We start from the raw sequence: 12,798 nt of genomic DNA, 5'->3' as shown, positions 1-12,798 counted from the left end.
GGCTTTTTTTTTAATCTTTTATTAAAATACCCGCGTCGTCCAGCGCTTGGCAGGCTTGGTCAATCCGCTCTTTTGTCGGGGCGCTTAACGTATGGAGGTGCACGCCTCCGGTCAGCTGTGAAAGGTAAGCGGCATTTGTCGAGTTAATGTGATCCATGAATTGTTTGACTTCTTTCCGTGTACTGACTCTTATGGCGGCGGTTAAATCGCCGTATACGGGGTGTTCAATTATGACGTCCTTTATGGTGACGCCTTCATCGACAATGAGTGCAAGCTCTTCTTCCGTCCGCTCCGGTCCGTGCAGACAGGCGACAATCCGTTCGGCATTTTTTTCGCCGCCGGCATTCATGCTGATGTATAAGTAGCCTTGGCTCGTCGCGATAATCGGCTCGTTTTTTGCTTTCAAAAGCGATATGTCCTGCACGATCACCTGTCTTGAGACATTTGCTTTTTTGGCCAATTCGCCTCCTGTTAATGGCGAGCCGGCTTCTTTCAGCCAATGAAGCAGCATGTCGCGTCTTTTCTCCCCAGTAAGCTTCGTTCCTTCTGTCAAATTCCTGATTCTCCTTTCTTTTGCTCCCATAGCGCCGTAAATGTATGTATCAGCATATCGAGCTGTTCACATGTTGTTTCGTTTCCGAATGAGATCCGGAAAAACTGCCGCGCTTCCCGTTCGGTTTTTCTCAGCGCCTTCATAGCTGAAGAAGGGCCGTGGCTGCCGGCGGAACATGCGCTCCCGGTTGAGATGCAAATATCGTTACGATTACATTCTAACATAATATATTGTCCTTCAAAGGAGTGAAAAAAACACCCGACAATGTGGGGCAGGCATTCACCGCCGGTTTCTTCCTCTGAAAATGAAATGGGGAGGCCTTGACGCCGAATTTGGTCATACAAATAATTCCTCAGCCTGTCAGCATGCTCACGGTGTTCCTCCATATGTTTCACTGCATACTCCGCAGCAGCGGTAAAAGCGCCGATGGCCGGCACATTCACCGTACCGGGCCTGAACCCGTTTTCATGCACGGTATGCGGATAAACCGGGTTCCAGCTGACACCGGGCCGAATGTAAACAGCCCCGGTGCCTTTCGGGCCGTATACTTTATGACCGGAGACGGAAAGGGCGTCGATTCCCTCCTGATCCGCATCAATCGGCAGTTTGCCGAAACTTTGAACACAATCGCAATGCAGCAAAATGTTTCTCTGGTGAAGAAAAGCGGCCAGACGATTCACAGGCTGGATGAGGCCGGTTTCTGAATTCGCGTGCTGTATGGAAACGAGCCCCGTGTCAGGACGGATATGAGCCGCCAGTATGTCCTCGGTTATAAGGCCGTTTTCGTCGGGATATATGATGGTGACATCAATTCCACGGTCAGCTAAAAACGCCGCGGCATTATGGATCGAATGGTGTTCCATTGCGGTCGTAATAAAATGTTTTTTGTGATCGGGCAGACCCTGCAGCAATGATTGGACGGCCAGGATGTTCGCTTCCGTTCCGCCGCTTGTAAAGTAAATGCCGTCTGCCGCTCCGCCGATCAATTTGCCTGCAGAATGTCTGCAATATTCCAGCACGTCCGCCGCTCTTCCTCCGGCGTCATGAAGGCTGCTTGCATTGCCGTATACCTCTGTGCTGAGATGCTGAAAGACTTTCGCGGCTTCTTTGCTTAAAGGCGCTCCCGCCGCGTAATCAAGATAAATCATACAGCCCGTCTCCTATCCGTTTATGTTAAAAAAAGCTTGAGTTTATTTTATCGTTGTGTAAATATAGGTGTCAAGACAGGTGTAAATATAACAGGAGGGTGATGTATGTCTGAAAAAACAATTATCGTCATTGGTTCGGGGACGGCGGCCCTTGCCTGTGCTTCCTCATTTCCTCCGTCATACCAAGTGACCGTCATCACGAAGAGAAACGTAACGAACAGCAATTCGCATTATGCTCAAGGCGGGATTGCTGTTTCATACGCAAAAGATGACTCGATAGAATCCCATGTGAACGATACACTGTATGCGGGGTGCGGACACAATGACGTGACAGCCGTGCGGCATTTGCTGAAAAGCGGACAGAGCATGATAAACAGGCTGATAGAAGGCCATTTCCCTTTTGATACGAAGTCGGACGGAACGTTTTGTCTCGGCAGGGAAGGCGCTCATTCCAAAAGGAGGATTCTGCACGCCGGGGGAGATGCGACCGGACGGATGTTAGTTGAGTTTCTGGTTCAGCAGCTGAGGGACGGCATACGGATCATTGAACACGAGACGGTTGTTGATCTGCTGATTGAACACGGACGATGCGCAGGTGTTGCCGTAAAGGATGCTTCAGGCGCTGTTTCTTACAGAAGAGCGGATTGTGTAGTGCTTGCATCAGGCGGCTGCGGCAGTCTGTACCAATATCACACAAATGATTCCGCCATAACGGGAGACGGCATCGCTCTTGCCTTCCGCGCGGGAGCTGAGATCACGGATATGGAGTTCACCCAGTTCCACCCGACCCTCCTTGTGAAAAACGGGACTGTGTACGGCCTGATTTCTGAAGCAGTGAGAGGAGAAGGCGGATATTTAGCGGATCGCTTCGGGCGCAGGATCATGGCTGGCAGACACGCGCTTGAAGATTTGGCGCCCCGGGATGTGGTTTCACGGGCGATTTATGAAGAAATGATGAAAGAAAATCCTGTTTTTATAAATTGCAGCCGAATAGCCGATTTTAAGAAACGTTTTCCGACCATAACAGGTATTTGTCAAACAGCCGGTGTTGATCTTGAAAGCGGGATTCCAGTAGCACCCGGAATGCATTTTTTAATGGGCGGAGTAAAAGCCGATACATGGGGGAAAACGTCCGTGCCTGATTTGTACGCCATAGGCGAGACCGCCTGCACAGGATTGCACGGGGCGAACCGCCTTGCGAGCAACTCACTGCTGGAAGCGCTGGCAAGCGGGAAACGATGTGCTGAACATATCACTCAAACACCGTTAAACGGAAGATATAAAAAAACCCCGAAGAAATCTGACGTCATCTTACAAGTGCCGGACACAACGCTTCATGTGCTCCAAGCCAAAATGACAACCGGAGCGGGCATTGTCAGGGAAAAAGAAAACATGCAGGCGCTGGCATCCTGGCTTAACAACGTATCTGTGCGTCATATAAATGTGAAGGAAATCACAATAGAACAAGCCGAGCTATCCTGCCTATGGAAGACTGCGCAACTTGTTGTGACCTCAGCCCTTATTCGGGAAGAAAGCAGGGGGGCTCATTTTCGCGCTGATTTTCCCGGGACGGAGAAAGAGTGGCACGGAAAACAAATCATTCATTCAACATCTGGAACAGCTATCAGAAAAAACGAAAGGATTGGGGAACTATGGACATTCTGCAGCTGAAACAAATGCTGACTCATTTTTTTCAGGAAGATATCGGAACGGGTGATGTCACGTCACAAGCGATTTTTTCTGATCAGCAATGTAAAGCGCGAATCATCACAAAAACAGACGGCGTGTTTGCCGGAGAAGCCGTTATCCGTGAAGGATGGAAGCTTTTACACGATGACATCCGCATCCGCTCCCTGAAAAAAGACGGAGAACGGATGAAAAAAGGAGACGTGCTCGCTGAAATAGAAGGCCAGGCGGCGGCTCTTCTTACGGGGGAGCGGGTCATTCTGAATCTCATACAAAGAATGTCAGGCATTGCGACAATGACGGATGAGGCCAAAAGGCGTCTTGATGATCCGTCCATCAAGCTTTGTGATACGAGAAAAACGACACCCGGGCTCAGAATGCTGGAAAAATACGCCGTTCGGGTCGGAGGCGGCTTTAATCATCGCTTCGGCTTATATGACGGCATCATGATAAAAGATAATCATATTGCCGCCTGCGGATCGATAAGGGCGGCCATGGAGCGGGCAAGAAAAACGGCGGGGCAGATGCTTGCGGTGGAAGTCGAAATCGAATCCGAACAGCAGCTGCTCGAGGCAATAGAAGCGGGTGCAGACGTTATTATGTTTGACAACTGTCCGCCTGAGTCCGTCCGGCGTTTTGCAGGTATGACACCGGGCCATATCAAAACGGAAGCATCCGGAGGCATAACGCTCGACACGTTGCCCGCTTATAAAGGAACGGGGGTCCAATATATTTCACTCGGATTTCTGACTCATTCAGTAAAAAGCGCCGACATCAGCATGGATGTTGAGGCAGCGGAACAGGGGGATTTTTAAGATGTCTATTTTTGACGTGCTAACTGCATCAGCCGAAATGATGCCGAGCCATTATAAAGACATGAGCACTGGAGAAATGGAAAAGCGGGTCGCCGCCATTAAACGGGCTTTCGGAAAGCGCCTGTTCATTCCGGGGCATCACTATCAAAAAGACGAAGTAATACAATTCGCCGATACGGCAGGTGACTCCCTGCAGCTTGCTCAAGTGGCAGAAAAAAATAAAGAGGCGGAATATATTGTGTTTTGCGGCGTGCATTTTATGGCGGAAACCGCTGATATGCTGACTGATGATAACCAAACCGTCATTTTGCCCGACATGCGCGCCGGATGCTCGATGGCTGATATGGCAGATATTCAGCAGACGGACAAAGCATGGCAAGAGCTTCAAGAACTGTACGGTAACACCATCATTCCGTTAACATATGTTAACTCGACGGCGGAAATTAAAGCATTCGTCGGACGGCACGGGGGAGCGACCGTCACCTCTTCGAATGCCCGGAGTGTGCTGAAATGGGCTTTTAAACAAAAAGAGAGAATTTTATTTTTGCCGGATCAGCATTTAGGCAGAAATACGGCCTATGACCTCGGCATTCCGCTGACAGAAATGGCTGTATGGGACCCGGTGCAGAACCGATTGCTTACTGACCATCCGGAAAACATTAAGGTTATCCTTTGGAAAGGGCATTGCTCCGTACACGAAAAGTTTACAGCGGAAAATATTTCTCAGCTGCGGCAGCGGGATTCCGGCATCCGCATTATCGTTCATCCGGAATGTTCGCGGGAAGTGGTCTCGCTCAGTGACGACAGCGGGTCTACCAAATACATTATTGATACGATCGAACAGGCTGAACCGGGAAGCAAGTGGGCGATCGGCACGGAAATGAATCTTGTCCAGCGCCTCATTCACTCGCATCCGGATAAACAGATTGAATCATTGAATCCCGATATGTGTCCGTGTCTGACAATGAACAGAATCGACCTGCCGCATTTATTGTGGTCGCTTGAGCAGCTTGAAAAAGGCGAGCCGAAGGGTGTCATTAAAGTTCCGGAAGCGGTTCGGACAGAAGCGCTTCGTGCTTTGAACAGAATGCTGAGTCATACGTAATTATAAAAATTTCCCCTCCTTCCCAAATTTTTTATCATCATGCCCAGTCCATCGGCATATAGTGTGAAGAAACGTATTGTAATGACAAATGTACCGTTCACGTTTTGTGCATAGGAGGGGAAAACGTTGAAAATTCATATCGTTCAAAAAGGCGATTCGCTCTGGAAAATAGCTGAAAAATACGGAGTTGATCTTGAAGAGTTAAAAAAACTGAATCATCAGCTTAGCAATCCAGACTTAATTATGCCTGGAATGAAGATAAAGGTGCCTTCAGAAGCCGTTCCGGTCAGAAAAGAACCTAAGGCCGGCTTCGGAACGTCTGCGCATAAGCATGAGCATCCATATGCCAAAGAAAAACCGAAATCAGTTGTGGACATTGAAGACACCATACCGGAAGAACCAAAGCCGTCAATTCCGTATGTGCCGCCAATCCCTGAAAAGCATGAAAATGTGCTGCCGGAAGCTGATATGAACCAATATTACCCGTCCAATCAGCTGTTTCAGCCGTGGTCGCCTCCTAAGCCGGAGGAACCGGTGACACATTTTGTCGAGCCGAAAGAAAAAGAGCATGACAATAACATTCCACAACAGGAGGAAATGATCAACATGGAAAACGCGAATTACCCGAATATGCCAAAGGCGCCTGAAGCCGGAAAGATGGAAGAAGAAAACGCCGCTTATCATCTGCCGAACATGCCAAACATTCCGAATGTCCCGTTTCCGAATATGCCGGCCGTTGAACCGTCTTTTATGCATTACCCGATGCCGTGCATGCCTTGTCCTTGTCCGGTTCCGGTGACACCGATGCTGCCGGGTTCGGGACTATGCCATCCATGCTTCCCGGTAGGCGGAGGTTTCGGCGGTTTTGGAGGAGGTTTTGGAGGCTTTCCGGTCATGCCGATGCCGTTACCGTACGGATTCCATCATCCGGGATTTGGGCCGCAAGCGGGTTACGGTGAATATGAAAACCAGGCCCATGAAAATGCAGAGCATTATGATGGTTCTGCATCTGGTTTCGGCGGTGCTCCGTACGGTCAAATGCCGTATTACGGCGGATATTCGTCACATTACGCAAACGCGCCTCATCATGATGGAAAATATAAGGATGATGATTGCGGCTGCCATGATTCACATCACCACCACCATCATCACCACGGTTCACATCATCATGGTTCACATCATCATGGTTCACATCATCATCACGCAAATATGCCTGTGCAGCCGTATCCGAATATGGGCGCAAGTGCCGGATATTTTATGCCTTATGGCGGAGCAAATCCCAATGCCGCGCCGAATCAGCCGAGTCCAAATCAAGTATTCGGACGGCCGGAAGAAGAAGAAGATTAATGTTTCGGGACGATGTATGTCGTTCCTTTTTTTATGTCCAACTGAGGAATGGACATAACTGACAAGCTTAAACCCGCCGCCCGCCGCACATCCTAAACATGAGCGGAAAACGCTCAAACAGCGATGAATCCACGGGGGGTTTTTCCATTGGGTAAAAAACTGATGACGATCGCGGGCGTTTTAGCCGTGACGGCAAGCTTAACGGCATGCGGAGCAAATAATGCCATGAATGACGGACGCTACAATCAGTCAACACGTCCGGTCGGATATTATTCGAATGATAATGGTAACGGCAGAGGCCAGTACGGAATGGACCATCAAGGACCCGTTTCTGAAATGATGGAAAACCGAAACGGCCGTCATAATACGACAAATGTGTCCGACCAGTACGCGCCTAATGACGGGGTTCCGTTAACGACGGACGGCACATATAACGGCCGAAATGTCAATACGCCGCCGGCAGCAATGTCTTATAATGGGTATGACAACGCCGAAAACATCAGGTTGGCGGCAAAAGTTGCAAACCGCGTGAAAAAAGTAAAAGGCGTACAGGATAGTCAGGTCATCGTGACTGACACGAGAGTCGTCATTGCCGTCAGAACAAATCATCCTTTTACGAAAAATGATGATAAACATGTCAAACATGCGGCCAAAAAGTTCGCGGACGGCCGTACAATTCAAGTGTTTACCGACAACGCTACTTTTACAAAGCTGCAAGACATGAACAGAAACAGCCGTTAAACGGGACTGCCGGATGATTTCATCCGGCAGTATTTTTATGGATAAAGCTTCATCATTTCTTTACATATTCTTAAAACACTCTTTATATTGCGGTGTTAACATAAAAGTAATAAAACGTAACGGAGGGGCCGGGATGAAAAAAACGGAGCGTGACAAAAGCCGCGGAGCAAAAACTGTGTATCTGACCGTAAGGGGATACCGGCTCAAACTGACGCCCGGACAAATGAAACTGATTTCAGCCGGCCGGGCATAATCATCGCAGCAGCCCTCATTTAGAGAGCTGCTTTTTTCGGCTGAAACAGACAAATGAAAGAAAACGGTTAAGCACCGGCATCTTTGGTCAAACTAGCATCAAGAGTTTGATTGAATAAAGAGGTGTTATTGGTGAAACGAATTTGCGGTGCTCGTCTATTGTTTATGCTTATCTTATCGGCTGCAGTCCTGATTTGCGGAGGAAAAGGCGCATACGGGGCGGAGGTCGAGCATTACGGGCCGCTTCGGGTGCACGTCCAGCTGGAAAAGGTCTATCTGGACGGTGATGTCGGCATCGAACATACGGATGAAACCGTTTTGGCGATGGAGGATTTTTGGGCCGCATATGCGGGCTGGACGCTCGTTGAGCAGAAAAAAGGCTTCGTCCTTTTCCGTAAGCATGTTGATGACATTTCTCCGCTCAGTAAGGTTAACGGTTATATCGGCGTCACGGACGGGGGCGTCATCTCCACTTTTCACGGCCGTCCCGGATCGCTGGCCGAGCCGATTCAATCTTTCTTCCAGATTGATATAGAAAGACTGGAAAGCCGATTGCAAAAGCACTTGGAACACGGCATACCGTACAGGACAAAAGCGGAGTTTGAGAGCGTGATCGATCATATTAAGACTTACAGCGGCTGACTTTGACGCAAGACATGTGACACATGTCTTTTTTTTCTGAATGGAAGGTGTCAAAGCGAACATACGTTAACTTTTCTATAAGACTTTGGCTGTTTTTGTGTTACAATGATAAGCAGTCAAAGAGGTGAATAGGTGTGATTGAATTCGTGAAGGGGACGATTGATTATGTATCTCCCCAATACATCGTGATTGAAAACGGCGGAATCGGCTATCAGGTCTTCACTCCGAATCCGTTTATTTATAAGGTAAGCAATCAAGAGACCATTTTTACGTATCATCATATAAAAGAAGATGCCTTTTCTTTGTACGGTTTTTCAACCCGGGAAGAAAAAGCGCTTTTCACAAAGCTGCTGAACGTCACCGGCATCGGGCCGAAAGGGGCGCTCGCCATCCTCGGTTCCGGTGATCCCGGAGCCGTCATCGAAGCGATCGAACAGGAAGATGAAGCCTTTTTGGTGAAATTTCCGGGTGTGGGCAAAAAAACGGCGCGGCAGATTATTCTTGATTTGAAAGGCAAACTGGCCGACGTCGTGCCTGAAATGATTGACAACCTGTTCAATCATGAAGCGCGCATTGAAAAACAAGAGGCTGAAACGGCGCTTGACGAGGCGCTTGAAGCGCTCCGGGTTCTCGGCTACGCCGAAAAAGAAATTAAAAAAGTGCTTCCTCACTTAAAAGAGGAAACGGCGCTTTCAACAGATCAATATGTGAAAAAAGCATTGCAAAAATTATTAAAGTAAGGTGATGTTCATGGATGAACGGCTCGTTTCAAGTGAAGCAGACAGCCATGAATCAATAATCGAGCAAAGCCTCAGGCCGCAGAATCTCGCCCAGTATATCGGCCAAAAGAAGGTGAAAGAAAATCTGCGCGTGTTTATCGATGCGGCGAAAATGAGGCAGGAAACGCTGGACCACGTTCTTTTATACGGGCCTCCGGGTCTCGGGAAAACAACGCTTGCGTCTATCGTGGCCAATGAGATGGGTGTGGAGATGCGGACGACATCAGGTCCCGCCATCGAAAGACCGGGAGATTTGGCAGCCATTTTGACGGCGCTCGAACCAGGGGATGTGCTGTTTATAGACGAAATTCACAGGCTGAACCGCTCAATTGAGGAAGTGCTGTACCCGGCGATGGAGGATTTCTGCCTTGATATCGTCATTGGAAAAGGCCCGTCCGCCCGCTCCGTCCGTCTCGACCTTCCCCCTTTTACGCTTGTAGGAGCAACGACAAGGGTCGGATTATTGACCGCACCGCTCAGAGACCGGTTCGGGGTGCTGTCGCGCCTTGAATACTATACGCAGGAAGAGCTGACAGATATCGTGTCAAGAACGGCTGACGTTTTTGAAGTGGATATCGAAAAAGCACCGGCTCTGGAAATCGCCAGACGGTCAAGGGGAACGCCGCGGGTTGCAAACCGGCTTCTCAGAAGGGTGAGAGATTTTGCCCAGGTGCTCGGCGACAGCCGCATCACGGAAGAAATCGCTCACGACGCGCTCGAACGTCTTCAAGTCGATGCGCTCGGCCTTGACCATATCGACCATAAGCTGCTGATGGGCATGATCGAAAAATTCAGCGGCGGTCCCGTCGGCCTTGATACGATTTCCGCGACAATCGGCGAAGAACCGCATACAATAGAGGATGTGTACGAACCGTATCTGCTGCAGATCGGATTTCTTCAGAGGACGCCGAGGGGACGGGTCGTGACTCCGGCTGTGTATGAACATTTTCGATTGGAGGCGCCCGCCCGTGACTGACTTTCCGAAGGTTCTCATGGTTCTCGGTGCCGTTTTGCTTATTGTCGGCGCAGTCTGGCACTTTGTCGGAAGGCTGCCCGGAGATATTTTCGTTAAGAAGGGAAATGTTACATTTTTCTTTCCCGTTGTCACTTGTATTGTGATCAGTGTGATACTATCCATTCTGCTTAATTTTTTCGGCAGAATGAAATAACAATAGACAGAATTAAGGTGAAATGATGAAAGTCGATTTATTTGATTTTGAACTGCCTGAACGCCTCATTGCCCAAGTGCCGCTTAAAGAGCGTGACGCATCGCGGCTGATGGTGCTCGACAAACAGACGGGCGGGCTGACGGACAGTTCATTTAAAGAGATTGTAAGCTTTTTTAATGAAGGGGATTGCCTCGTCTTGAACAATACCCGTGTGCTGCCTGCAAGATTATTCGGCACAAAAGAAGATACGGGAGCGAAAGTGGAGCTTCTGTTATTAAAACAGGAAGAAAATGATACATGGGAAACGCTCGTAAAGCCGGCGAAACGCGTAAAAAAAGGAACGGTCCTGACATTTGGCGACGGCCGGCTGACAGCGGTCTGCACGGAGGAGCTTGATCACGGAGGCAGAAAAATAGAATTCCGGTATGACGGGATTTTTTACGAAGTGCTTGAATCACTCGGTGAAATGCCTCTGCCCCCTTATATTAAAGAGCAGCTTGATGATAAAGAACGGTATCAGACCGTCTTTTCAAAAGAAATCGGATCTGCGGCAGCTCCGACGGCCGGACTTCATTTTACGGAAGAGATTCTGGACGAGCTGAAGCAAAAGGGTGTGCGGATTGAATTTATCACACTTCATGTGGGACTCGGCACATTCCGCCCGGTCAGTGCGGATGATGTGGAAGAGCATAACATGCACGCGGAATTTTATGAAATGACGGAAGAAACCGCCGCCTCTTTAAACGAGGTCAGAAAGGCGGGAGGGCGCATTGTGTCGGTCGGGACGACATCCACGCGCACCCTGGAAACCATTGCCGGCGAGCATGACGGCGAATTTACAGCTTCAAGCGGCTGGACGTCCATCTTCATTTATCCGGGATATGAATTTAAGGCGATTGACGGCATGATCACCAATTTTCATCTGCCGAAATCTTCCCTTATCATGCTCGTTTCTGCGCTTGCCGGCAGAGAGCATGTTCTTTCCGCCTACCGTCATGCGGTAGAAGAGGAATATCGTTTCTTCAGCTTTGGCGACGCCATGCTGATTATCTAATTTGAATGACAGGAGGCCTCATACAAAGTGGCTGAACAACCGATACGTTATGAATTTATAAAGGAATGCAAACAAACGGGAGCGCGCCTGGGCAGAGTCCATACGCCCCACGGCTCCTTTGAGACGCCTGTATTTATGCCGGTCGGCACGCTTGCTACGGTAAAGACGATGTCTCCGGACGAGCTGAAATCTATGGATGCGGGCATTATTTTAAGCAATACGTACCATTTATGGCTCCGCCCGGGACATGACATTGTAAAAGAAGCGGGCGGGCTTCATAAGTTTATGAACTGGGACCGCGCGATTTTAACGGATTCCGGCGGTTTTCAGGTCTTTTCATTGAGCAAGTTTCGTAATATAGAAGAAGAAGGCGTTCATTTCCGCAATCACTTAAACGGAGACAAGCTGTTTTTATCTCCGGAAAAAGCGATGGAAATTCAAAACGCCCTCGGCTCTGATATCATGATGGCGTTTGATGAGTGTCCGCCGTATCCGGCAGAGTATGATTACATGAAACGCTCTGTGGAACGGACCAGCCGCTGGGCGGAACGCTGCCTGGAGGCGCACGGGCGCTCAGATGAGCAGGGGCTGTTCGGAATCGTACAGGGCGGAGAATACGAAGACCTGCGGACACAAAGTGCAAAAGACTTGGTTTCGCTTGATTTTCCGGGGTATGCCATAGGCGGGTTATCTGTCGGCGAGCCGAAGCACGTCATGAACCGAGTGCTTGAGTTTACAACTCCGCTTCTACCGAAGGACAAGCCGAGATATTTAATGGGTGTGGGTTCACCGGATGCCTTAATTGACGGCGCCATCCGCGGCGTGGATATGTTTGACTGCGTACTGCCGACCCGGATTGCCCGAAACGGCACGGTGTTTACGAATGAAGGGCGTCTGAATATGAAAAACGCCAAATATGAGCGTGATTTCCGTCCGATTGATGAAGAGTGCAGCTGCCATACATGCAAAAATTACTCCCGCGCTTACATCAGACATTTGATCCGCTGTAATGAAACGTTTGGAATTCGATTAACAACTTACCATAACCTTCATTTTCTGTTACACTTAATGGAGCAGGTCAGACAAGCCATCCGGGAGGATCGTCTTGGTGATTTCCGAGAAGAGTTCTTTGAGCGTTACGGCTATAATAAGCCAAATGCGAAAAGCTTCTAAATAAAACCATTCATGAAAGGAGGGAAACAGTTGGGTACTTTAGGCACAATCGTTCCTATTATTTTAATGTTTGCAGTGCTTTATTTCCTGCTCATCCGTCCGCAGCAAAAGCAGCAGAAGGCCGTACGCCAGATGCAGGAAGAGCTGAAAAAAGGGGATTCAGTGGTGACAATCGGAGGATTGCACGGCACTGTTGAGTCAATTGATGAAAGCAAGGTCGTCATTAAAACAGGTGATAACACCCGTTTAACATTTGACCGCCGCGCAATCAGAGAAGCTTCCGCTGAATAACAGCGAAGCTCATACATACAAAAAAAGAGCGGAGAATCCGCTC

At 49.0% G+C, this 12,798-nt stretch carries 15 protein-coding genes; 13 read left to right on the top strand and 2 right to left on the bottom strand.

All coding sequences use genetic code 11. The features are described 5' to 3' along the window. Positions 1-10: 10 nt before the first annotated feature. Both ACKTRM_RS12735 and ACKTRM_RS12730 read right to left on the bottom strand, forming a co-directional pair. A complete protein-coding gene (locus ACKTRM_RS12735) occupies positions 11-553 on the bottom strand; it encodes a transcription repressor NadR (protein ID WP_012118101.1) in 543 nt (180 codons plus the stop codon). Then, entirely contained in the window at positions 550-1,701 is a 1,152-nt protein-coding gene (locus tag ACKTRM_RS12730; protein ID WP_012118100.1) for an IscS subfamily cysteine desulfurase, read from the bottom strand. Before ACKTRM_RS12730 ends, ACKTRM_RS12735 begins: the two co-directional genes overlap by 4 nt. Positions 1,702-1,806: 105 nt before the next feature. Here ACKTRM_RS12730 and nadB point away from each other — a divergent pair, with 105 nt between their 5' ends. From nadB to yajC, 13 genes are all read left to right on the top strand, one after another. Continuing rightward, positions 1,807-3,372, top strand: coding sequence for an L-aspartate oxidase (gene nadB / locus ACKTRM_RS12725; protein WP_012118099.1), 1,566 nt, complete (start codon positions 1,807-1,809; stop codon positions 3,370-3,372). Then, the gene (gene nadC / locus ACKTRM_RS12720; protein WP_012118098.1) at positions 3,354-4,202 is read left to right on the top strand and encodes a carboxylating nicotinate-nucleotide diphosphorylase; all 849 of its coding nucleotides are present in this window, start codon (positions 3,354-3,356) and stop codon (positions 4,200-4,202) included. The genes nadB and nadC overlap by 19 nt, the downstream gene beginning before the upstream one ends. 1 nt (position 4,203) lies before the next feature. Beyond that, entirely contained in the window at positions 4,204-5,307 is a 1,104-nt protein-coding gene (gene nadA / locus ACKTRM_RS12715; protein ID WP_012118097.1) for a quinolinate synthase NadA, read from the top strand. A 126-nt stretch (positions 5,308-5,433) separates the two neighbouring features. Then, positions 5,434-6,654, top strand: coding sequence for a SafA/ExsA family spore coat assembly protein (gene safA / locus ACKTRM_RS12710; RefSeq protein WP_012118096.1), 1,221 nt, complete (start codon positions 5,434-5,436; stop codon positions 6,652-6,654). Between the two features lie 147 nt (positions 6,655-6,801). Next, complete coding sequence (locus ACKTRM_RS12705; protein ID WP_014721606.1) at positions 6,802-7,395, top strand: YhcN/YlaJ family sporulation lipoprotein; 594 nt, start codon at positions 6,802-6,804, stop codon at positions 7,393-7,395. Between the two features lie 133 nt (positions 7,396-7,528). Beyond that, positions 7,529-7,648, top strand: coding sequence for a hypothetical protein (locus ACKTRM_RS12700; protein ID WP_023357063.1), 120 nt, complete (start codon positions 7,529-7,531; stop codon positions 7,646-7,648). A 131-nt stretch (positions 7,649-7,779) separates the two neighbouring features. Then, entirely contained in the window at positions 7,780-8,289 is a 510-nt protein-coding gene (locus tag ACKTRM_RS12695; protein WP_012118093.1) for an intercompartmental signaling factor BofC, read from the top strand. 134 nt (positions 8,290-8,423) lie between these two features. Further along, the gene (gene ruvA / locus ACKTRM_RS12690; RefSeq protein WP_003152683.1) at positions 8,424-9,029 is read left to right on the top strand and encodes a Holliday junction branch migration protein RuvA; all 606 of its coding nucleotides are present in this window, start codon (positions 8,424-8,426) and stop codon (positions 9,027-9,029) included. A gap of 10 nt (positions 9,030-9,039) precedes the next feature. Beyond that, positions 9,040-10,044, top strand: a complete 1,005-nt coding sequence (ruvB, locus tag ACKTRM_RS12685; protein ID WP_007408185.1) for a Holliday junction branch migration DNA helicase RuvB — start codon at positions 9,040-9,042, stop codon at positions 10,042-10,044. Further along, complete coding sequence (locus ACKTRM_RS12680; RefSeq protein ID WP_023357061.1) at positions 10,037-10,237, top strand: DUF2905 domain-containing protein; 201 nt, start codon at positions 10,037-10,039, stop codon at positions 10,235-10,237. Before ruvB ends, ACKTRM_RS12680 begins: the two co-directional genes overlap by 8 nt. 25 nt (positions 10,238-10,262) lie before the next feature. Continuing rightward, a complete protein-coding gene (queA, locus tag ACKTRM_RS12675; protein WP_012118092.1) occupies positions 10,263-11,291 on the top strand; it encodes a tRNA preQ1(34) S-adenosylmethionine ribosyltransferase-isomerase QueA in 1,029 nt (342 codons plus the stop codon). 27 nt (positions 11,292-11,318) lie between these two features. Beyond that, a complete protein-coding gene (tgt, locus tag ACKTRM_RS12670; RefSeq protein ID WP_007408186.1) occupies positions 11,319-12,464 on the top strand; it encodes a tRNA guanosine(34) transglycosylase Tgt in 1,146 nt (381 codons plus the stop codon). A 12-nt stretch (positions 12,465-12,476) separates the two neighbouring features. Beyond that, on the top strand, positions 12,477-12,755 hold the full coding sequence (gene yajC / locus ACKTRM_RS12665; RefSeq protein ID WP_041482206.1) for a preprotein translocase subunit YajC: 279 nt from the start codon (positions 12,477-12,479) through the stop codon (positions 12,753-12,755). The last annotated feature ends 43 nt before the right edge of the window (positions 12,756-12,798 follow it).

It is taken from the genome of Bacillus sp. D7-8, from assembly GCF_052055895.1.
Classification (GTDB): Bacteria; Bacillota; Bacilli; order Bacillales; family Bacillaceae; genus Bacillus; species Bacillus velezensis.
Note: the sequence above shows the minus strand (reverse complement) of the source record. Positions and strands in the feature narration are given on the sequence as shown.